The organism is Bradyrhizobium sp. SZCCT0153, assembly GCF_018129995.1.
In the GTDB taxonomy this organism is placed as follows: Bacteria; Pseudomonadota; Alphaproteobacteria; order Rhizobiales; family Xanthobacteraceae; genus Bradyrhizobium; species Bradyrhizobium japonicum_G.
Genome location: NZ_JAFCKS010000002.1, coordinates 734,175 through 757,766, shown reverse-complemented (window position 1 = coordinate 757,766; position 23,592 = coordinate 734,175). Strand labels below are relative to the sequence as shown.

Here is a 23,592-nt window from a genome sequence, read left to right as displayed (position 1 = left end):
CCACGATGGCGCGCGCATTGATGATCCAGGGAGCCGGCTCGGACGTGGGCAAGTCGCTTATCGTCGCCGGCCTCGCGCGCGCCTTCACGCGGCGCGGCCTGCGCGTGCTGCCGTTCAAGCCGCAGAACATGTCGAACAATGCCGCCGTCACCGTCGATGGCGGCGAGATCGGCCGCGCCCAGGCGCTGCAGGCGCTCGCCGCCGGCGTCGAGCCGCACACCGACATGAACCCGGTGCTCTTGAAGCCCGAGACTGACGTCGGCGCGCAGGTGATCGTGCAGGGAAAACGCATCGCGACCGCGCGTGCGCGCGAATATGCGGCGATGAAGCCGTCACTGATGGGCGCGGTGCTGGAGAGTTTCGCGCGGTTGAAGGCGCGCGCCGATCTCGTGCTGGTGGAAGGCGCCGGCAGTCCCGCCGAAGTCAACCTGCGCAAGGCCGACATCGCCAATATGGGCTTTGCGCGCAAGGCCGACGTGCCGGTCGTGCTGGTCGGCGACATCGATCGTGGCGGCGTCATCGCCCAGCTCGTCGGCATCAAGACGGTGATCGACCCTGACGATGCCGCGATGATCCGGGGCTTTGTCATCAACAAGTTCCGCGGCGATCCCACGCTGTTCGACGACGGCTACAGACTGATCGAAGCGAAGACCGCGTGGCGCGGCCTTGGCGTGCTGCCCTGGTTCACGCGCGCCGGCGAGCTGCCGGCCGAGGACGCGCTGGGCCTGAGTGATGCGCGAAAGCCGGGCCAGTGCAAGATCGCCTGCCTCGCGCTGTCACGGATCGCCAATTTTGACGATCTCGATCCGCTCAAGCTCGAGCCTGGCGTCGACCTCGTGATGGTGCGCCCGGGCGAAGCCATCCCCGGTGACGTGCGCCTCGTCATCATTCCGGGCTCCAAATCCACCCGCGGCGATCTCGCATTCCTGCGCGCGCAGGGCTGGGACATCGATCTCCTGGCCCATCACCGCCGCGGCGGCCACGTCCTCGGCCTCTGCGGCGGCTATCAAATGCTCGGACGCAGCGTTGCGGATCCTGATGGGATCGAGGGCCCAGCCGGCGACACGGCGGGGCTCGGACTTCTGGATGTCACCACGGAGATGACCCCGCAGAAGACGCTGACGCGCGTCTCCGCGGTGCATGCGGCGACCAATCGGCCGATCGAGGCTTACGAAATCCACATCGGCCGCACCGACGGGCCGGATCGCGCGCAGCCATTCGCAAGATTGAATGGCGAACCGGAAGGGGCGATCTCGCGTGATGGACGCGTGCAAGGGAGTTATCTGCACGGCCTGTTCACCTCGGATGATTTTCGCAAGGCGTTTTTGGCAAAGCTCGACATTCCCACGGGCGACGAGCCCTATCATGCCAGGGTCGAGAGCGCGCTCGATGCGCTCGCCGCTCACGTCGAAACCCATCTCGATGTCGAAGGCCTGCTCGCGCTAGCGCGCTAGCACCTCGGCAAGGCGCGTCCATTCGGCCTCGCTGCCGGGAAGCCCGAGCCGCAGCCATGTCGGCTCCTTTGCGAACACACGCGACCAGATCTGGCCGCGCGCCAGTTCCTCCTGCGCGGCGAGCGCGTCGGGCGTCTCGTAGAGACGAAACAGCGGCGTTCCGCCGACGAGCCGCCAGCCCTGGGCTTGCACCAGCACGTCGAGGCGAACACAGTCCCGCACGAGCCGCGCGGACGTGGCCTCCGCCCACGAATTGTCAGCCAACGCGCGGCAGCCGATTGCGATCGCCACTCCCGAGACCGGCCATGGCCCCGACATTGCCGAGAGCCTGCCGATGTCGGCCGCATTGCCGATAGCAAACCCGAGTCGCAGACCGGCGAGGCCATAAAACTTTCCGAACGAGCGCAAGATCAGCAGTCCCGGCTGGGCCGCTTCCGGCGCGAGCGATAGTTGCGGAACGGCATCGACAAAGCTCTCGTCGATCACGAGACGGCCGACGCGCGGCAGCAGTGCGAGCAAATCCTTTTGCAAATGGCACCGGCCGTCCGGATTGTTCGGATTGACGACGATCGCAATATCCGCGCCCGCCATCGCGTCGAATTCATCGACTTCCTGGACGTCCCAGCCCGCGGCCGATAACACGCCGGCATATTCGTTGTAGGTCGGCGCGAGGATCCGGGCGCGGCCGGGTGGCGCCAGTTGCGGCAGCAATTGAATGGCGGCCTGTGCGCCGCCCATCGCGACGACCGGTGCGCTTGTGCCGTAAGCGTGCTGCGCAGCGTGGTGCAGCGCTTCGATCTCGGCGCGCGACGGCAATGCATTCCAATAATGCGCGCCGATCTCGCCGACGGGATAAGGCAGCCGGTTTATCCCGGTCGACAGATCGATCCAGTCCTCCGCGCGCCCGCCGAACCGCTGCCGGGCCAGATCGAGATTTCCACCGTGCTCGCGCATCTTTTGTTCTTTCACGCGAAAGCCAGGATCGCAAGGATTCCGGCGAGCAGCAGCATGGCACGGCGGTAGACCGTCAGTCCCGCGCCGATATCGGGGCCAAGCGGATCGCGCGCGCCTTCGTTGAGCCAGGGCTCGTTGGTGATGCTGCCATGATAGATGCGCGGACCGCTGAGCCGTACGCCGAGCGCGCCCGCCATGGCCGCTTCCGGCCACCCGGCGTTCGGCGAGCGATGACGGCGTGCATCCCGCGTCATGCATGACAGCGCCTCAAAGCGTCGCGGCGCGAGCAGCACGAACAGAAATCCGGTCAGGCGCGCCGGAATGACATTGGCGGCATCGTCGATGCGCGCCGCCGCCCAGCCGAAGGCCTCGTGCCGTTCGTTGCGATGGCCGATCATGGAGTCCAGCGTATTGATCGCCTTGTAGCCGAAGATTCCCGGCAAGCCGAACAGCGCGCCCCAGAACACCGGCGCCACGATGCCGTCGGATGCATTCTCGGCGAGGCTCTCGAGCGCCGCGCGCGCGATGCCGGCTTCGTCGAGCGCCGCGGGATCGCGACCGACGATGCGCGACACCGCGTCGCGCGCTGCGGCGATGTCGCCGGCTTGCAAAGGCGCCGCGACTGCGGCGACATGGTCATGCAGCGAGCGTAGCGCGACCAGCGGCCAGGCCAGGACGCCGACCAGCACGATCTGGATCCAGCCCAGGGAAAGCAGGGACTGAAGCGCCCAGCCGAGCGCGACGGAGAGCGCGATCACCGCGAGGGCGCCGGCGATACCCGCGGCGCGACGGAGCGCCGGCGGATCGGACGGCCGATTGCATGCGTCATCGATCGTGGAAATAAGCCGGCCGAGCCAGGTCACGGGGTGGCCGATCCGCGCGAACAGCCATAACGGCCAGCCCATGAGGGCATCCACCGCTATCGCTACCGCCATCGCACCCGCAAAACCCACGCACGCCTCCTGTCCCGCCCCTGTTGCGCAAAGCACGGCCGGAGCGCAAGCCCCTGCCCGTCTGATTTCGGCTTTGTCTTTGGCCTCGTTTGGTGATTAGTGCTGGCCGGCAGGAGACCTTCATGGCCGTCATCTTGATCACAGGCGGAGCGCGATCGGGCAAGAGCAAGCGCGCGGAAACGCGCGCGCGCGCCTTCCCCGGGCAGCCCGTCTATGTCGCGACGGCCGAGGTCCTCGATGCGGAAATGGAGGCGCGCATCGCCAAGCACCGTGCACGCCGCGGAACCGACTGGATCGAACGCGAGGTGCCGCTCGATCTCGTCGAGGTGCTGGCCGCAACCGATGGCGGCGGCGCGAGGCTCGTGGACTGCCTGACGCTGTGGCTCTCCAACCTGATGCATGCGGAGCGCGCCTGGGAACGCGAGGTGAGCGAACTCGCCGCCGCCTTGCCCCGCCTCAAAAGTCCCGTCGTCTTCGTCACCAACGAGGTAGGCCTCGGCATCGTGCCCGACAACGCACTGGCACGCAGCTTTCGCGACGCCGCCGGGATCATGAACCAGACCGTCGCGGCCGCTGCCGACGAGGTCGAGTTCATCGTCGCGGGCCTGCCGATGAAACTGAAATGATGCCGCGCGCCGAACTTCTGAAAGACATCGTCGCCGATCTCAGGATCGCTGTGTCCTTCGTCACGATCCTGCCGGTGGCATCGTCGAAGCCCGCCGGTGACGGCACCGTTGCGCGCGCGACCTGGGCCGTTCCGGTCGCCGGACTGCTGGTCGGCCTCGCGGGCGCTGCGGCCTATACGATCGCGAGCAGGCTGGGATTGACGCCGGGCCCTGCCGCCCTTCTCGCGCTGGCCGCGACTGCTCTCATCACCGGAGCGCTGCACGAGGACGGTCTTGCTGATACCGCCGACGGGCTCGGCGGCGGGCGAACCCGCGAGCGCAAGCTCGAGATCATGCGCGACAGCCGGATCGGCACTTATGGCGTCTGCGCGCTAATCCTGTCGTTCGGCCTGCGCTGGAGCGCGCTCGCCGTCATCGCCAACCAGTGGACGGTCACGCTGGCGCTCTGCGCTGCGCATGCCGCGGCCCGCGCCGGAGTACCGGCCTTCATGTCGCTGGTCGCGCCGGCGCGCCCCGACGGTCTGTCGGCGAGCGCCGGAGAGCCGCCGCGCCGCAGCATCGCCATCGCCTTTGCTGTCGGAACGCTCACCCTCGCCCTCGCGCTCGGGCCGGGCAAGGCGCTCGTCGGCCTGATCCTGCTGTCCCTCGCCGGCCTGATCCTGGCGCGGCTCGCCGTCCGCCAGATCGGCGGGCAGACCGGCGACATCCTCGGCGCGTTCGAGCAGAGCGGCGAGATCCTCATCCTGCTGGTGGCGGCATCGTTCCGGATGGGAGACTGATCATGGTCGAGTTTGACGACACCTTCCGTCAGCACTTGCGCGAGTTGTTCGTGTGGCGCCGCGACGTGCGCCGCTTTCGAACGAACCCGCTGCCGGACGGCGCCATCGCGCGGCTGATCGAAACCGCCTGCCTTTCGCCTTCGGTCGGCCTCAGCCAGCCCTGGCGCTTTGTCATCGTCGAGGATGCCGCGCGGCGCCGCGCCGTGATCGACGATTTCAAAGCGTGCAACGCCGATGCATTGAATGCCTACGCCGGCGAGCGCGCCGCGCGCTATGCCACGCTGAAACTGTCGGGCCTCGAACAGGCCCCAGGCCACCTCGCCGTGTTCGCCGACAAGGCCAGCGACATCGGTCACGGCCTCGGCCGCGCGACCATGCCGGAGACGACGGAATACTCCGTGGTCGCCGCGATCACCGCGATGTGGCTCGGCGCGCGCGCCGACGGCATCGGCCTCGGCTGGGTATCGATCCTCAATCCGGATCGCATCCACACCATTCTCGACGTGCCGGACTCCTGGAAATTCATCGCTTATCTCTGCATCGGCTATCCGGAAGTAGAATGCGACCAGCCTGAGCTCGAGCAGGCGAAATGGGAACATAGGCGGGGAGCAGAGGGATTCACGGTGCGGCGCTAATTGCGAGCGCAGCGAGCAACCAGAGTTCATTGGCGGAAAGATTCTGGTTTGCTTCGCTGCGCTCGCAATGACGACCGAGAGAGAGCAATCCGCCTCTACGACTTGCTCTTGCCGGCAACCGCCGCCACAGGCGTCGGATTTTCCGGCTTCTGGAACATCAACAGCGGGCGGAAGATCACGCGGCCATAGGCCTCGTAGTGCTTCTGGGTCGAGACCGCCACCTTCAGCGGCGTCGCGTAATTTGCCTCGAATGTCAGGAACGACGCGTAGGTCCAGGAGAAGCCGACACCGACCGAACTCAGCTCGGTGACCCCCGGGTATGTCGAATACACCGCGCCCCAGTCGGTGAAGACGTAGGTGTCGAAACCCCTGAGCCATTGCGACCAGTTGTAGTGCAGTTCGGCGTTGAAGTAATAGCCGCTGTCGCCGGACGCCGAGTTGGAGGGATAACCGCGCACGGTGGTGGGACCGCCGATCGAGAATATCTGGTCGCCCGGCAGCAGCTTCTCCTGCGTGTACTGCCAGCTCGCCAGCAAATTTGTGCTGAAATTCGCCGGCCCGGCGGCGCTGGTCGCGATCAACGAGCCGGTATAGGTGTTGAACGAGCGGTTGTTGCCGAGCACATGGTCCTGCCATTCGATATAGTTCACGGCCGGAGAGACCGTGATCGAATAGGCGTCGCCGGAATTGGTCACCGAGAAGCCTGCCGTGGCCTTGTCGTAGTGATCGTCGGTGACGGCGACGGTGGCGAAGCGGCTCACAGTCTTGCCTTCGGTCTCGGCGGCGTTGAGCAGCACCAGCCAGTTCTGCGTCACCCAGACCGGCTGGCTGAAATTGACCGCGGCCTGGCTCGAGCGGCCGGTGACGTCGAGCGAGACGAACGGTCCCTGGATGATCTTGATCTTGCCTTCGGTGTAGCTGACGCCGACGCGGCCGCCCCAGGGATTGACCGGAACGCTGTAGGCGACGTTGCCGTTGAGATTGCCGTCGGAACGCACGCCGTAGAAGGTCAGGCGGTCGTCGACGCCGAACAGGCCGTGGCGCTTGTAGAAGGCCCCGCCCTCCCAGCGTCCGGTGTTCTCGACGCCCTGGTTGTCGGTGAACAGCTGCAGGGTGTCGACCGGCGGCTCGATCACCGCGAACTGGAGGTCGGTCAGGCCGAAGCTCGTGCCGGGCTGGAGCAGCGCCTTGATCTGCACGTCGTCGGTCCGGTTGAACCAGATCACGTCGCGATTGAGTTTTGGAACGTCGAGGACCTCGCCTTCGGGCTCCTTGACACGCTGAAGGATGTAGTCGGTGCGGGTCTGCTTGTTGCCCTCGATGGTCGTCTTCTGAAGCCGGCCCTCGGTCAGCTTGACGCGGACGATGCCGCCCTTGGCATCCTGCTCGGGCAGCGTCGCGATACCCGTGACGATGCCGCGCTCGGTGTAGATGGCGTTGATGTCGGCGACGAGCTGCAACAGCGCGGCGATGTCGACGTTCTTGCCGACATATTTCTTCGCGATCTCATCGAACTCGGCCGGCGTGATGAACTTGGACCCGCTGAACTCGACCTTGCGCAGGCGGAATTTCGGCCCGCCCGGCTTCAGGAGCTGGGACTTTTCCCGCTCGCCGCCGATCACGGCCGGCCCGTTGAGCTTGGGCGGCGCGCTCCGCTGCTCGAGCTGGCGGCGCTGCCGGTCGATGTCGTTCTGGATCACGCCGGGGTTGATCGAGGGAACTTGCGCGCGCGAGGCTGCGATGCAGCAAGCTGCAAGCCCGACCCCAAAAGCTGCCCCCCAAATCCGCATCCCGAATCCCATTACCACGCCTGTGCGAGCCGGCCGACCGCCGGCTTCGTCGTCTCAACCGCCGCGTCCTTCCAGCCCGTGCGCCCCGCGCGCTGCCCCTGGCGGCGCAGCTTGCGCATGTCGCTCAATCCCTCGATGTTGACGGCTGGCCCGGAACCGATGGTCTCGACCGGCCGCGGCGTCAGCAGCGCGTCGAGCCGTGCCTGGCCGGAGAGACCGAGCAGGTAGAACGTGCCCCCGTCCTTCTTCGCGAGCCAGGTCTCGATGCTCTCGCTGCCCTCGCCGTCGACGGAGATGTTGCGGATCATGCTGGCGCCGGTGAAGTCGTTGCAGCAGGTGTGGGTCGGCCCGTAGTTGGTGACAGTCGCCGAGATGTCACCGGTGTAGAACACCACATAGGCGTTGCTGACATTGGCGTTGCCGACCTGGCTCATCGTGAACACGCCACCCGGTTGATAGAGCTGAAGCGTCGGCCAGTTGGACGGAGCCGGCGTACGGTTGTTGAGCAACACCTGCTGGGTCGCCGTGGTGAGCATGAGCTGACCAGGCACATAGCCGCTCAGGATCGCGACGGCCCGCGCGTCGGTCCAGAAGTTGGCGTCCACCACCCTGAACTGGTTGATGATGATGCTGTCAGGATCGATCGAGACGTTGGCCGAGGTCGCGGTGCCGCCGTTGTAGCCCGTCACGTTCATGATCAGCGGGATCTGCGGCGTCGAGCGGATCTGCTCGCCCCTGACGTTGATCGTGTCGGCCGCGAGGTCGAGCTCTTTCCGCACGCTGACGAAGCCGATGGTCAGGTCACCCGGCGAGGACAGCTTGATCGTGGAGCCGCTGATCCGGTCGAGCGAGACCGATCCCGCCGAAGCGAAGTGCGTGTCGCCGTTGGCGAAGATCGATCCACCCCGGATCGAACCGGCATCTGCGCGCAGGTCGATATCACCGGCATCCCCGGGGATGCCTGTGGTGGTGAGCTGGGCGAATACGATGTCGCCCGCGGCGTGCAGGGTCTGCGTGCCGCCGCTGACGGCGGTGCCGAGCGTGATCGCACCTGTCGTCGCGGTCATGCCGAGCGAACCGCCGACATTGAGATTGTCCCAATTGACGACGGTGCCCTGCAGCACCGCGTTGCCGGTCGACGCCGTGAGGTTATGACCGGTGTTGGTCCCTGCCGCGATCAGCCGCGCCGAGCCGTTGGCCGAGACCGAGCCGAGTGTCGGCACGCCGCCCGCCATCACTGTCTGCGCCAGGATGAAGCCGTTGTCGGCAGTGACGGTGACGTTGCCGATGTCGCCGCTATTGCCAGTGGCCGCCAGCGCCTTGAACGTGACGTTCTGGCTGGCGTGGACCGTCTGCGAGCCGCTGGTGTCGGCGGTTCCAATGACGATGCTGCCATTGTTGGTAACGGCGCTGAAGAAGCCGCTCGCCCCGGTTGCCGTGCCCGCCAGCACCTGATCGAGCGTCAGCTCGCCTGTGCCGACGATGTCCACGCTGCCCTTTATCGCGGACAGCAGGCTCGCCTCGGTGTCGGTCAGAGCCTTCAGATAGATGTCGCCATCGCTCGTGCTTGCCGACAGCCGCGCAGCGTTGAAGTCGTACCGGCTCGTCGCGCTGCCGATGCCGTTCGATGCGCTCAACGAAACTTCGGCGCCCGCGCCGGACGCTACGAACTTGGTCTGGCCGTCGCCATTGTCGATGATCGCTCCGAGCGAGGCGACGCCACCGGCAGTGACGATGATCGAGGGCGCGTTCGAAGCCGCCGCATAGGACAGCGACGAATTCAGCTGGCCGATCGTCGCATCGCCCGTGGTGGTCACCGAGATCACGCCGGCCGCGTTGATGGCCGAATAGGTGCCCATCGACAGCGTCGCGGCGACCAGCGTCATACCGTCGGAGCTGCTGGTCGCAACCACCGGCGCTGCGCTGGAGCCGGCGGCGAAGGTCAAACCGCGGTTGGCGAGCAGTTGCATCAGGCCGTCGCTGGTGATGTCGGCATTGATGGTGAGCGCACCGCGCGGCACGTTCAACGTCAGTGCGCCGCCGGCCGTCACCGTCCCGTAGGCGCCGCTCGCGCCGATCACGAGATCGCCGGTGACCGCCAGGATGCTGAGATCGCCGAACGCCGAGCCGGTTACGCTGCCCGAGATATTCACCTGCAAGGGCTGGAAGATGGAGCCATTGAAGCCGATGTTGCCGCCGGCGCGCAGATCAAGGTCGGTGCCCAGGATATGGATCGCCGAACGGTCCGTGAAGCCGGCTTCGGCGTAGATGCTGCCGCTCGCCGCGAGCTGGATCGCATTGCCGGCGGAGATATTGCCGAGGATGAGATCGCCGGTGGTCTGCTTCACATAAATGCCCTGAGCGGACGAGACCTGGTCGAGCTGGTCGTTGGCCGGGTCGGCGAAGGCGATCTGGATCGCGTTCGCGTTGGTCGCGGGATTGCTTCCGGCTGCCCCTGAGGCGCCGACATTGCCATGCTCGGCGATCAGGGTCAGGTTGCCGATATCGCCTGATATCACCGGAGTGCCGGTCACGCCGGCGGCGGCGCTGATGCTGGTTACAGCGTCGAGCTTGACGTCGCCGCGGCCGGTGACCTCGATGCCGTTGGCCTGTGCGGCCGCGATCGGGCCATAGTTCGCGGTGATGCCGCCGAGCGTGAGGCTGTTCTTGCTGCCGAGATACACATTCGTCAGCGCCTTGGCCGAGATCGCGATCGGATTGTCGACAACGACGAGGTTCTGCTGCGACAAGCTGACCGTATAGGTCACGACATGGGTCGTCGGGTCGGTGGTCGCGCCGACGGTGAGCTGGCCGGGACCCGCCGTCGCGAGCAATCCCCTCTGCTCCGGCGACAGCGCCGAGGAATCGACGCTGGTGAAGTTGAAAGTCTGGGGCGCGGCCGAATTGCCGACCGAGCCGCGCGGCGCGTAGAGCATGATCTGGTTCGCGCTGACATTGGCAACGACGTTCTCGTCGATCGGCGGCGGTGCGGCGCCGACGGCCGACGAGGACACGGTGTAGGCGAGCTGGCTCTGCGTCCACTGCGCGCCGGCGGTGATGATGCCGTAGACCCGCTCGGTCGATGCGAGCGTGTAGGCGTAGCCCGCATTGTAGGAGTTCAGCGCTGTCTGCAGCGCCGTGTTGCTCGGCATGCGCTGATTGGCCGTGGAGACGCCGTCGAACAGCTTCGTGAACAACGCCGACGACAGCGAGCTGCCGAACACGGCCCCCAGCGGATCTGCGGGGGCGGTGCCAAGCAGTGCCGTCAGCGAGCTCTTGAGCTCGTCGGTGGTGATCTTGCCGAGCAGGAACTGGTCCCTCAGGAACCGCGTGGTGGCCTCGACTTTCATGTCCATCGTCGAGACGTTGGCCGGATCGATGCCGAGCTTGGCAGCCACTTGCGCCCGAAGCACCGTCAGGCCCACCGAGGTCGGGTTGTAGGTGCTGCCGTTCGCGAAGGCGATGTTCTTGAGCTGGAAGTAGTCGTTATAGGCCGACGTCACCATTGACTGGTAGCTGTTGACGGCGTTGGTGGCGGCGTTGCCGCTGAGCAGGTCGAGGCTGGCCCAGACGTCCTGGAGATGCTGGCTCTGCGCCTGGGTGAGACCCACCGCTGCCCGGCCGTTCAGGATGTTGGCCTGATTGCCGTCGGAGCCGGCCGCCTCCAGGAACACCGGGCCGCCGCTCGACTGGACCGTGCCGAGGCGCAAATCGCCCTTGGACTGGACGATGTAGGTGCCGGTGGCCGAGGCGCTGTCGAGAACGCCGCCATCGACGCTGCCGCCGGCCTGCGCGGTGCCCGTCGCCTGGATCACCAGCGGATTGATGTTGGTCAGGGTAGACGCGCCATTGACGACGCTGCTCGTCGCGCCGATCGCGCCGGCGGTGGAGTCGATCTCGACGTTCTTGCCGGTCACGACGGGGTTGGCGCCGTTGTAGGGGGACGCCGAGTTGATGTCGCCGGTCGCCGAGATAGAGACGCTGCCCTGCGGCGGCGCGCTGCCTGCCGAATTCACTTTCACCTGGTTGATCGAAAGCGAGCCGATGGCCGCGATCGCGATGTCGTGGTCGATCGAACTAGCCGTCAGGCTGCCGCCATAGACCTGCACCTGGACGGGAACACCGTTCGCGCCGATCGTGCCGATACCGCCATCCGCCGAGAGAATCACGCTCCTGCCCGATATCATCGGGTTGTTCGCGTCCGCGCCGGAGGTGACGGCCGAATTGGCTCCGGTGGCGCTGACCGTCGTCGTGCCCGAGAGGTTGTTGATCGGACCGTTGACGACGATGCCGGAGTTCGAAGTGACCGAAACCGTGCTGTTGCCGCCGCCGCTGAACGAGATGTTGATCGGGTTCGACGCCTTGACCGTATTCGTCAGCGTCAGGGTCAGGTGATCGTAGATCTCCTGGTACCAATTGTATTGGCCGTCCGCGCCGCAGCACTTCTCGGGATGGGTGCCGCCGCCGCCGCTGTGATAGCCGCCGGTCGCGGTGACGACTTCCTGGAAGTTGCTGCTTTGCAATTGGCCGGTGTTGCCGCCGCCGCCCGTGGCCTGCATCACATTCGAAACGAGGCTGATCGTGCGGGTCCAGTTCTGCCCGGTGGTCGAATTAGGCGTGTAATGCCAGCCGTAGTCGAACTGCGTCGAGTCCGTCGGACGATCGAGCGTGGCCGTATCGACCCACTGGTAATACATGTTTGCCTTCGGCGCGTACTGGATGCCTGCCGTGCCGCTGAGGCCGGTCAGCATCGAGTCGGTGTACTGGCTCGCATTGACGCCGCTCGTCCGATACGTCGACACCTGCTGGCTGCCCGCAGCGGAAGGATTGTAGACGTACCACGTCGTCTGCTGCTGGAGCTGATCGACGATCTCGATCACGCTCGGCGCGCTGACGCCGGTATTGATGGTGTTGGTGACGAGCTGGAGCCCGGTTGAGTTGTTGACCGTGATCGAGCCGGCGCCGCCTTTGACCGCGATAGTGCCCTGGGAAACTCCATCCTGGGTCGAGGTCGAGATGATCTTTCCGTTCAAATAGACGTAGCCGCCCGAGCCCTGCACCACGCCGTTCACCATGATCTGGTCGGTGAGAGCGTTGTACTTCACCCCGATCTTGATGTCGCTGGCGGCCTCCGTCGTCGCAGAGGCCGTGATGTCGTAATAGCTGCCGTTCCGCGCGTTGGCCTGGGCCTGGGCAAAGTCCGCGCCATTGTTGCTGGTCTTGAGGGTGTTGATAGCGGTCAACGCGGCGCCGCCGATATCGACCGAGTAATCGCTGCTCGTGCCGCTCTGGATGGTGCCGTTGATGTTGATGACGCCAGCCGAGATGATGATCGCCTTGCCGAAGATGAAAGGCGCGTTAGCGGGCGTTTGGTACCCCGCGGTCGCGGTCGAGCTATTGTTCGAGGAAGAGTTCGATTGCGCGGTCCTCGGCGTGATCACGTCGGGCTGGATATTGACGACCTGGAAGTAGGCAGAACACCCCGCGCAATTGAATGGCGAGTAGAACGTGGACGTGTGGTTGGTGGTGGTGGTGTTGCCCTGGGAATCTGTCGAGGTCGTGGTGTAATCGTAGGTCGTGTTGCTGTAGACGCCCTGGCCGGTATAGGTATCCCGTTCCCACGGCGCGGTGGAGATGGTCTGAACCGTCGGCCCTTCCATGATCGCGAGCGTAGCGGCGTTAGGCACGCTGCCGGCGTTGGGATTACCGTTGCCCGGCGCACCCTGGCCCATCGGCAGGAAGATCGCCGAATAGAGCGACAGGCCGTCGTAGTACAGATCCAGCATGCGCGCGGTGAAGATCGTGCTGCTGCTCGCCGTTTGCTGAACGCCGGTATTGCCGTCGACGCAGCAATAGTAGGAATACGGGTGGCCGCCGCCCGCGCCGATATGCGGGCTGGTCGCGTAGTCGCCATAGGCGCCGAGATAGGTCGCCGCCGCCATGACCGCCGTCAGCGTGTCATCGTCAGCCGGCTTGAATTCGACACCCGCCCATTGCGAGAGAACATCGTGGTTGGAGGTGTAGAAGCTGCCAAGGCCGCCCAGGAAGACGAACGAGCCGTTGGGCGCCACCATCTGGACGGTCGCGGCATTGAGCGACTGCGACGCGACGATGCTGCCGAGATTGTTGGTGATCTTGAGCAGGCCGTTCTCGTTATTGACGGCGCCGTCGAAGTAGATGTCGGGCGTGCGGGTCAGCTGGTTGCCGTTCTGGTCGACGCCGAGCCCGCTGAAGGGATCCAGGCGGTTGTAAGTGGCCGAGATGTCGATGATCGGCGTCGCGCTCGGTGTGGCGGTGAAGGTCACATTGGAGTGCGAATCCGGGTCGACATGGTCGATCTGGCGATAGGTGATGTTTCCTCCGGTCACATTGGTGACCGTGAGGTTGGCCAGGTCGATGAAGTCGAGGCCCTTGTTCTCGATCTTGATCATCGGCGAGCTGCGCGCGATGACCGCGGGCGCCGCGGGGTTCGTGCCGCTGTTTCCAGTCAGCTTCTGCGCCAGGATCGAGACGTTGCCGGCGGATACCAGCATGTCGCCGAATGCGAAGGCGTTGCCGGGGGAGTCGGAGGTATACGGCGCCTGCTGGATCAATGTGTTGATCTGGCGCTGGATGTCGCCGGTCGGATCGGTGCCGGACGGCGACATCGTCGCTGGCGCCGCGGGCGTCGCCGCCGCGAGCTGCGAGCGGATTTGCGTCTCGGTCAGGCCGGTCAGCGTGACGAGCTGGTTGACGACGTTCTGGTAGGGATTGAAGCCGCCGACGATGGTGTACTGGACCACCTGATGGTTCCAGCTCATCATCGGGTTGAAGTGATCGACGTCGGCGACATATTCGAGGGTGGGTGTCGACGAACCGCCGGACAGCAGTGACGAGTAAGCACTCGTCGTGCTCGCGGTCGGCGCACTCGCACCGATGTCGATCGTGATTGTGATATCGTTGTTGATGCCCGCCACCACCAGGCCATTGAGCGCGACATCGCCGGTTCCGCTGGTGTGGCTGTGGTTGTCGCTGTTCTTGGCGCTGAAGATGCCCAGATACGGATTGTAGTTGCTGCCGTTGCCGGAGGCCGTGACCTGACCCTGGGTCGCTCCCAGGGCAATGTTCTGTACGCCGAGCACGCTCGAGGTGTTGGCGAGTGTCAGGCTCGTGGTGTCGCCGGCATTGGCCGTGCCGCGGTAGAGCGCGGAGATCGGAACGGCGGTGTTGTTGTAGACCACCGTCGTCGCGGTTGCCTGCACGCTGCTGAAGGTGATGGTATCGCCCGACATGCCGGCATAGATGTTGATCTGGCCCCAGGCCTCGACCTTGGCGTGGTCGCCGACATTGACGGCCTGGTCCGCGTGGACCCAGCTGTTGGTGCTGGCACCGACGCCGGCGATCGCGCCGTAGAGACTGGCGTTGGCATTGTTGGCCGCCGCCATCTTCGCAGCCGTGCCGATATAGATCTTGCCGACGCTGAACAGCTCGCGGGCATTGATGTTGACCGCAAGCGTGGCGTTCGCCGTCATGTTGGATTCGGCGCCGCCACCGGCGAAGAAGCTGGCCGTGGCCAGGCTCGCCGTGTCGTTGGTGTTCAGCGTGTTGTAGGCCTCGATGTTGATCACCGCCGCCGAGGTCCGCGGATCGCCGTTCAGGCTCAGGACCGTGCCGGCGCCGATATTGGTGGTGACCGTCTGGGTGACGTGGGAGTCGCTGAGCGCGGCAGCGCCCGAGAACGAGCCGCCGGAGCCCGACCGCGCGCCGCCGCCGGCCTGGTTGACGATGTCGTTGGAGATGACGACCATGTCGCCGCCAGCCGAGTTGATGATCAGATGCGTTCCGATCTCGGCAGTGGTGGTCGAGTCGACGTCGTTCTGCGCGTTGCCGGCGGAGACGCCGGCCGTGGACGCCTGATAGGCGTCGCCGCTGGCGGCATAATTCGTGGTGTGCTTGGCCTGGATATTGAGACCGCCGAAATAGAGCGTGTCATCCGTCGCGCCACCGTCGAACCGCGCATCTGTCACGGCGGTCGAACTCGTCGTCGCGACCGCCGCGGCGCCGGCGTAAGTGCCGCCCGCGCCGACCGTTGCGCTGGAGACGTTGGTATCCTTGCCGGTGGCCGTGATCTGCAGGATGCCGGTGTAGTCGGTGTGATTGAGATGGGTCGCGTCCATATCCGCGGGCGCCCCCAGATAGGCGTAGGTATGCGCGATCGACGACGTCTGGGCGACGGTCGCACCCAGTGCCAGGAACCCGGTCGAAAGGCCGGTCGCCTGGGCGTATTGGCTGCTGTCGTTTTCAGCCGCAATCACCACATCGCCGTTGGGAAGCGTAATCCCGGTTCCGCCGTACGCGCTGACCGTCGCGTTCTCGGAAGCCATGGCCAAACTGCCCTGCGCGCCGATCAGCGAGCCGCCGCCCCCTGCGAGCGCCCAGGCGTAGGTCGTCGTGCCGCTGGTCGGAACCAGCGCCATGGCGGTCACGGCGAGCGCACCGCCCGAGAAGTCGGCATTGTCGCCGACATCGGCCGTGACCGTGGCTCCGACCGTAGACTTGGCGACGGCCACGCCGACCGCGCCGCCGCCGACCGAGACGCCGATCGCGCTGCTCGACAGATTGGGCATGATCGACGCGGTCACCAGCGTGCCGACGCCGGTCGCGGACGTGGTGATCGAGGCGCCCGATCCGATCTCGGCCAGTACGGACGAGTTCTCGTGCGCCTCTGCGTCCGCACCAACGCCGGCGACGATACCGCCGCCGAGTGCGGTTGACGTCGTGGTCATGGTGCCGGCGCCGGATGCACCGACCGCCAGCGTCGAGGCATTGACGGTGGCGTCGTCCAGAACCTTCGCCGCGACCGAGCTCGATCGTCCCGCGGTGGCGACGGAAGCGCCGACGGCCACGGCGCCGCCGGTGACGCCGCCGGTGAAGACGACCTGGGTCGAGGAGTCCTGCGCCATGACGGCGACGCCGGTGCCGCCGGTGCCGGTGACCTGGCCGCCGAGCTGTGCCATCACGGTGTTGGCAACGTTACCGACCGCCACGGCCGCGTCCGCGCCGAAGTAAAGCGCCGCGCCGCCGGCGATCGCCTCGGTGTCGATGGTCTTGCCGGCATAAGGCCCGGTGCTGGCGTCCTTGACGACCGCCGCGACGCTGACGGAGGGCGCGGACACGACCGCGCTCAGATTGGCCAGCACGCTGCTGTCGACGCTGGTGTAGCCGATGCCAGCACCGATGCCGACGTTCTTTGCGAAGCCGGCGCCGAGCAGGTACATCTTGGCCGCATTGGCGCTGGTGGCGGCGACATGGACCTCAGAACCCGTGACGTTGCCGCCCGCGATCTGCGCGGTGACGCCGTCATTGCCGCCCGTGAGCACGCTGCTGACGTCGTAGGTCGACGTCACATTGGCATTGTTCGGATTGCCAGCTGTGCCGCTCGCGACCGCGTTGCTGCCGTGCGAGGAATTGGTGCCGGCGTTTACTGACGCGATGGTGCCGTTGCCGCCCTGATTGAGCTGGCCGGTCTGCTCGCCCTGCGTATCCGGATCGGCCGTGTTGGTGCCGATGATGATGACGCCGACGGTCGCACCGATGCCGACGCTGCCGCCGATGCCGGCGGTGACCGCGTAGGACAGCACTTCCTTGGTGCTGAGCGCGCCGACATTGATCGCACCGGACGAGTTCAGATTGCTGTTGCGGCTTTCGGCAGTGGTCTGGCTCTTGAACACGATGACATTGGCGGCCGCTCCGACGCCGACGCCGCCTCCGCTGGCACCGATCGCGAGCGCGCCGGCGATCTCCTTGATCGCGACGTCCTCGTTCGCGTTGATGGTGACCGCGCCGGCGGCCCCGCCGGTGACCGATTGCAGGGTCGTGTCGTAGACGCCGGCGATGGTGGTGTTGCTGGCGATCTCGATGTTGGCCATACCGGCGATCGCGGCCGTCCCGGTCGAGAGCGCGCCGCCGACCGCATAGGCCTCGAAGCGATTCTTCGTGTTGGCCTCGACGTCGAGCGCGCCGCTCAGATTGAGCGCGGTCGTATGCGCGGCGCCGTTGCCCTGATAGTGGAACTCGTCACCGACATACGCCTCGGTCCGGTTTGATGACACCTGGACCAGGAACGCCGCGCCGATCGCGGCCTGGCTGCCATAGGCGCCGGAGCCATTCGCGGAGAAGATGCCGGTGTTGTTGTTGGCGTTTACCGTGAGTGACGCCGCCGTCAGCGCGCCGCCATCGACATAGGCTTCCGTCGTTGCCTGGAAGACGTTCAGCCCGACCGAGCCGGTGTTGAATCCGATCGCGATCGAGGACGCGTCCTGCTCGGCATTGGCCTTCACGGTGACGGCGCCGACCGTCGGGCTCGACGAGGACACGCCGCCGACAGTGGAATTGGTAATGTAGGCGCGCGTGTCGCGTGACATCGTCGTGCTGATGATGGTGGCGCCGCCGCCGCCGCTACCGGTGGGCGGCACGATGCCGACGCCCAACGCGCCGGAATAGGAGAAGCTCGAGGCGGCGACCTCGATCTGCGGCGCCAGCGTCGACGAGGTCAGGCGAGAGTCGATGGCTGCGCTGTCGATATAGGCCCGGGTCGCTCCGCTCATCACATTGGTGATCGGGTTGATCATGATCGCAATGCCGCTGCTTGCGGCGAGCGACGCCACGTTGGTCACGACCGCCTGGTGCGAGCTCGCGACGACGGCAAGGCCGCGCACCGTGTCCTGGTTCTCGGAGAGGTCCGGCGTGTTGTCGCTCGGCGTCTGTGCGGCGCCGAGATCGAAGGCATGAACGAGCGTGCCGTTGTTGACCGACAGCGTATCGGTCGCGCTGGTTCCGCGCGCATCGACCTTGGTGTTCGTCCCGCTGATATAGGCCGCGGTGGTTCCGGTAATCTGACTGGTCACCAGCGAGCCCGCGGCGCCGCCCGCGCCCTTGCTGATCGACACGGCGCCGCCAAATACCGCCGCCTTGTCGTTGTTGCCGGCGATCACGGCAACATTGTTGTTCGCGGTCACATCGGCGCCGTTGATACCGTTGGTGCCGGCAGCGGTGATGCCGGCGGTGACGTTGGTTCCCAGCAGATTGGTGGCGACCGAACCGGCCAGGCCGACCTGCGAGGACATCGCGATACCGACGGCAACGGTCGAGATGCTGGCGTTCGAGTTCGCGCTGACGGCGAGATTGCCCGAGGCGGTCAGCTTGGAGCCGGTGACGCCGGCGCCGACATTGTTGGCGATGCTGCTGTAGACGAGCGCGAGACCAGCAGCGCTGCCCTGCGTCGAGGCGCCCGCGATAGCGGCCGTTCCGGTGATGCTGGAATTGTCGCTCGCACTGACGGAGATGTTGGAGGCCGTCACGGTCGATTGCGTCGTGTCGGACTGACTGTTTCCGATAGCCGCCGAAACGGTATTGGCGATCGAGCTGATCGTCATGCCGCCGACGCCGGCAAACTGGCTGGTCGCCAGGCCGAATCCGATTGTGACCGACTGGATCTTCGTGGTGTCGACAGCATTCACACTGACACTGCCGAGGGCCGACATCCGGACGTTGGCGATATAGGCCCAATGCGTCGTCGCGATGGTATCGTACACCATCGAGGCGCCGACATTGTTCTTGCCGGCCTGGATGGTGCCCGCAACGGAGATGATGCTGGCGCCCGGACCGTTACCCATGCCATCGTTGAGCGCCGCCGCGCTGAAATCGATGCAGTTCTGCGTGCCATTGCCGGCGGCGGCCGTGCACGTGTCCGATGCGAGATGATTATTGTTCGACTTCTTGACGAGATTTCCGAGCGCGGTATCGAGGTCCGACACAGCGCCGCTGTCCGCCAGCACCGTCACGCGCCCGACGTTGATGTTCACAGTCGAGCTGCTGTTGATATAGGCCGTCGTCGTGGGCGTAACCTCGTCGACGACGATCGCACCGGCAAGCCCGTTGGCCCCTGCCCCGCCCGTGGCCGCACCGGCGGCAATGACGCTGGCGCTGTCGGCCAGCACCAGCAGGCTGTCATAGTTCGAGATCGACGTGCTGCGGATATGCGCGTCAGTGGCATTGCCGCCCGTGGGATCGGCAATCGACGCGTAAGTCAGCCCGATGCCGACACCGGCCTTACCGCCGGACACATAGAGCGAGCCGCCGCCGATTGCGATGTTCGTGGTCTGATAGGCGTCGACCTCGATCGCGCGATTGGTCCCCGTCGCGTAGCCCGTGATGGTCGAGCTCTCGATGTAGGCGTTGGCGCTGTCCGTCATGATGCCGACCGACCCCGACAGCGCGGCCGCATTGGCTGACGTCCCGCCCGCAACCCCGATGGCGACGACGGTTTCCGACCCGCCATTGAGCGCCTGCACCGTCACAGACGTCTGGTTCTGCATCGTGGTGCCGTAGATATAGGCGAGCGTGGCATTGCTGGACATCGCAGCCGCAATGGCGGCGCCGACGGCGGCTCCCTGAGCCGACGAGCCCGACATGTTGGCCGCGGCGGAGCCGGAGCCGTTGCTGAGGATCGTGTCGTTGAGCGCCTGCACGATCGTGCCCGTGTTCGCCGCGGTCGCCGTGGTGAATTTATTGACCGACGTATTCCTTATATAAGCACTGGTTCCGAGCGAGACGTCGCTCACCGACGAACTACCCGCGAGGTCCATGGTGAAGCCGTTCGTGCTCGATCCGGAGCTCGAGCTGATCTTGTTTGCAGCCAGCGCAATTCCGGCCGGCCCGCCGGTCGCGGCGGCGCTGGCGGCGCCCGCCTTGTCGGCGAAGCTGGACAATGAGGGCTCGGTAATCGAAGCCGCGACGGCCGCTGACGTGATCCGGCCTGAGGTGGTGGCGCTGATCGTGAGGTTGTCGACGTTGACCGAACCGCTTCCGCCGCTGTTGCCGGCAAACGGATCGTCGGTGCTGAACGGCCCGGGCCGGATGTCGGAATGGTTGTCGCCGATATAGGCGGACGTATCCATATTCGCGCCCAGATAGGCAACGGACAATCCAACCGCCGAGCCGCCGCCAACATTGACCGCACCGGCGATCGTCACGACCGACAGGTCCTGTTGCGCCAGGATGTTGAGCGTCGGAGAAAAGACGCTGGCCTGGCTGGAGATCGAGGCGTGCGTCGTGTTGTTGAGGAAGCCGAGCGAGGTGATGCCGTTCAGCGCCAGCGCGCCGGCCGCCTTTCCGGACGACGGCGCCACCGCGACAAACTGGTCCGAGGTGATCGCGTTGACGGCGATGTCGTCCGCCGCCCGCAGCGTCGCCTGGTCGGAAACGCCGGCGATCGTGCTGGTGTTGAACTGGACGAAATTGAGCGAGCCGCCCACCGAGGAGCCGCCGGACGTGTTGCCGGGCAGGAAGCCGAGCGTGCCGACATTGCCGGCGGCGTCGATCGAGGCCGTCGTCGTCGTCGCCGCGATCTGGATGCTGGAGTCGTAGGCGTGGACGTCGCCGTTGTTCACCGTCGCGGACCAGCTGCTGCCGCAAGCCGCCGTCGTGCATGTCGCGGTCAGGCTGGCACTGCTGGCCACCCACGCCGTGGTGTTGTTGTCCACGACGAAATGGTTCACCGAGCCGGCGACGGCGGCGGTATCGCCGGCGTCGGCCGTGGCGTTGGCATAACTGGTCAGGATGTTGCCGCCGACGCCGAGATTGCCGTTGAGGTGGCTGAGAACCTCGGTCAATCCGTCCCACTTCAGCCAGGTATTGGTGATCGGCATCCAGGTGCTGGCGTCGACCGCGATGTTGGCTGCGTTGATCACGGTGCCGCCGCCGATATAGGCGTTTGAATTGTGGTTGAAATTGCCCCAGGCGACCGCGGCGCTGATCGCAACCCCCTCGCCGGTTGATGCGTTCGACGTGATCGCAGCAGCCGTCGCGTTGCTCCGCACGCCCCGGTCGATGAGAGTGCTGACGACGGCGACGTTGCCGTTGATATAGAGGCTGGGTGTGCCACCGCTTGGATTTTGCCCGATCGATGCGGTCGCGTTTTCGGTGCTGTTGGCCAGCGACAGCGCGGCGGCAACCTTCAAATCGAAGTTCACCGGAAAGAGCGGGACCATCTGCTGGGCGATCAGCGGACTAAGGGTTGGCGAGGAAACCATGAACTCCTGGATAGCGCCGATCAGGGCCGGCGTACCGACGATGGTCGAGGCCATGGTCGAGTTGCTCGTGGTGTTCGACGTCGCCTCGACCGTCACGGAGCCGTTCATCCGGGAGGAGGCGCTGGCGCCAAGCGACGAGCCGAGCTTCGCGGTCGCGGAGGTGGTGACGTCGCTGATGGCAAGCGCGCCGCCGATCCCGCCGCTCGCATTCGGCGTGCTCAGCGCAACCGACGTGGCACCGGTCGAGAAAGAGTTGTTGTTGATCGCACGCAGCGTCAGCGAATTGCCGGATGCAATCACGGTGCCGACGGAAAGGTTTGCACCGGTCGCGACGTTCGCCGTGGTCGAGACCGAGCCGGTAGAATAGGCAACGGTCTCGATGAATTGCGCGCTGGAGGTCGCCGCGACCGCAGTCACGTTCAGCGTGGCGTCGTTGGTGGCGTGGATGGCGAGGTTGCCGCCCGCGCTGATCGTGGCGCCGGAGGCCACGTTGGTCGTGACGTTACCGTCGAGCTTGCCGACGACCGCGGCGGCGCCGATCGGCGAGCCGCCGAGCAAGGTGCTCGCGATCGCCGGATCCTGCGCCGTCTCCGAGCCATGCGAGGCGATCATGATATTGCCGGCGCCGTTGATGTTGGCGTTGCCGTTGATGTTGACCGTCGCCGTGGCGCTCGCGGCCACATAGCCGCCGTTGATGCCGAGAAGCGAGGCCGCAAGCGTGGTGCCCACCAGCGTGAAGAGGCCGGGGACCGAGCTCGTGAAGCTGGACGTCGCGATCGACGTCGCGCCGATCGAAATGTCGCCGCCGGTGATCTGGCCGTCGACCGTGATCCCTGTGGTCGCGGTGGCCTGGCCCGACAGCCTGGTGTCGCTCGCCGTCGCCGTCAGCCTGACGTTGCCGTTGGTGTAGTGGGAGCCACCGAAATCGACCACCTGGGCTAGAATCCTGGCGCCGCTCGAAATGGTGATATTCGGCGCGTCGATGGTGACGTTGTTGGCATTGCCTGTCGAATGACCATTGGCATCGAGCCGTCGGGCATCGACCAGCGCATGCGCCAGCATCGTGATCGAATTGTCGGCCTGGACCAGATAGGTGGCGCCGGCGCTCAGCGCCGCAATGGCGTTGGCGACCGAGCTGTTCGACAGCGTCACGCCGGTGTCGCCCTGGCTTGCGTCACCGATGACCACATCGGTCGGGTCGATCAGCAGCGTGCCAGCCAGGCCGGCCGGTGCGCTGAGGTTGATGGTAACCCCGCTGCCGACGTCGATGACGCCGTTTCCGCTCAGCTCGACCAGGCCCGCATTGCCCATCTTCGAGCTGGCATTGAACTTCGCGCCACTCCTGACGGTTACGTCGTTGACGGCCTTGACGAGAACGCCGCCGGCATCTCCCGTCCTGCTCGCCGTGCTCAGCCTGGCGTTCTTGCCGAGGTCGATGTTGTTGCCGGCCTGCACCGTAATGTTGCTCGGCGTCGAGGTCTTGCTGCGAGCGGTCAGGCGCCCGTTGATCCTGGCGTTGTTGACCGCGCCGATATGGATCGAGCCGTTGCTCACGGTGATGGCGCTGGCGCTGCGCAGGCCCTTGGAATTGACCGAGGCTGCGAACTTCGCGGCGTGATCGAGATTGGCGATGTCGCGCTGGCTGGCACCGCCGACGAAGACGTTCTGCCCGGTCAGGCGCACGCCGTCGATGGCGTTGACCCGGCCGTAGATGCGGATGTTGCCGTCCGGCGAGACCGGGAACGAGCCCGCCATCAGATGGCCGACGGCAGAGCCGTTGATCTGCCCCTGCGCACCGATCAGGCTGTCGGTGAACTCCCGCGTCGGCGTCGAGACGTTGAGGCTGCCGACGTTCACGGTGCCGCTGCGGCCGACCACGAAACCCTTGGGATCGGCGAAATAGACGTTACCGCCGATCGCACCATTCATGTACGAATTGAGCGTGCCGTTGACGTAGACCGGCGCGTCGCGAACGATGTTGACGAGGTTCCGCGTCCCGGTCGGCAGTTGCAGATTGACGGTGTTGCCCTGCCCGACGCTGAACTGCGAGAACGAGTTGAAGGCGTTGTTGCCCGAGACCGTCGAGGTCGTGACGTTGGTGACGCTGCCGGAGGTCTGAAGGCTGGTCCCGGTGCGGCCATCGGGTGTGATCACGTTCGCCGTCTGTGCCTGGAGGCGCACGCTGAACACCGGCAGGAAGACCATCTGCAGCGCGCAGAGCAGTGACATCGAACGGAAGCGCGCAAGCCCCCGCAGCGTCAGCTCGGCATTGTCTCGCCTCGCAGATGGCCTGCGCATTTCAGATCCTCGTCATCGGCATTGGCGCCGA

The 23,592-nt window shown here is 65.8% G+C and carries 8 protein-coding genes; 4 read left to right on the top strand and 4 right to left on the bottom strand.

The genetic code is table 11. The annotated features are described in order from the left end of the window. Window positions 1-5: 5 nt before the first annotated feature. Window positions 6-1,454, top strand: a complete 1,449-nt coding sequence (locus JQ572_RS11220) for a cobyric acid synthase (RefSeq protein ID WP_211383061.1) — start codon at window positions 6-8, stop codon at window positions 1,452-1,454. Here the strand turns inward: JQ572_RS11220 and cobD are convergent. Beyond that, window positions 1,443-2,408 carry a threonine-phosphate decarboxylase CobD gene (gene cobD, locus JQ572_RS11215; RefSeq protein ID WP_211383060.1) on the bottom strand — a complete coding sequence of 322 codons (966 nt, stop codon included), beginning with the start codon at window positions 2,406-2,408 and terminating at the stop codon, window positions 1,443-1,445. The genes JQ572_RS11220 and cobD overlap by 12 nt on opposite strands. 11 nt (window positions 2,409-2,419) lie before the next feature. Continuing rightward, window positions 2,420-3,343 carry an adenosylcobinamide-phosphate synthase CbiB gene (cbiB, locus tag JQ572_RS11210; RefSeq protein ID WP_211383542.1) on the bottom strand — a complete coding sequence of 308 codons (924 nt, stop codon included), beginning with the start codon at window positions 3,341-3,343 and terminating at the stop codon, window positions 2,420-2,422. A 140-nt stretch (window positions 3,344-3,483) separates the two neighbouring features. On the opposite strand from cbiB, the gene cobU reads away from it, so the two are divergent. The 3 genes from cobU to bluB are packed head-to-tail and all read left to right on the top strand — an operon-like array spanning window position 3,484 to window position 5,401. Continuing rightward, the gene (cobU, locus tag JQ572_RS11205) at window positions 3,484-3,987 is read left to right on the top strand and encodes a bifunctional adenosylcobinamide kinase/adenosylcobinamide-phosphate guanylyltransferase (RefSeq protein ID WP_211383059.1); all 504 of its coding nucleotides are present in this window, start codon (window positions 3,484-3,486) and stop codon (window positions 3,985-3,987) included. Continuing rightward, entirely contained in the window at window positions 3,984-4,766 is a 783-nt protein-coding gene (gene cobS / locus JQ572_RS11200) for an adenosylcobinamide-GDP ribazoletransferase (RefSeq protein ID WP_211383058.1), read from the top strand. The genes cobU and cobS overlap by 4 nt, the downstream gene beginning before the upstream one ends. A gap of 2 nt (window positions 4,767-4,768) precedes the next feature. Next, window positions 4,769-5,401 carry a 5,6-dimethylbenzimidazole synthase gene (gene bluB, locus JQ572_RS11195; RefSeq protein ID WP_211383057.1) on the top strand — a complete coding sequence of 211 codons (633 nt, stop codon included), beginning with the start codon at window positions 4,769-4,771 and terminating at the stop codon, window positions 5,399-5,401. Between the two features lie 95 nt (window positions 5,402-5,496). Here bluB and JQ572_RS11190 read toward each other — a convergent pair whose 3' ends face one another. Together JQ572_RS11190 and JQ572_RS11185 are read right to left on the bottom strand one after the other, a co-directional pair. After that, complete coding sequence (locus JQ572_RS11190) at window positions 5,497-7,191, bottom strand: ShlB/FhaC/HecB family hemolysin secretion/activation protein (protein WP_211383056.1); 1,695 nt, start codon at window positions 7,189-7,191, stop codon at window positions 5,497-5,499. Between the two features lie 11 nt (window positions 7,192-7,202). Continuing rightward, window positions 7,203-23,561, bottom strand: coding sequence for a leukotoxin LktA family filamentous adhesin (locus JQ572_RS11185; protein WP_211383055.1), 16,359 nt, complete (start codon window positions 23,559-23,561; stop codon window positions 7,203-7,205). Window positions 23,562-23,592 lie beyond the last annotated feature (31 nt).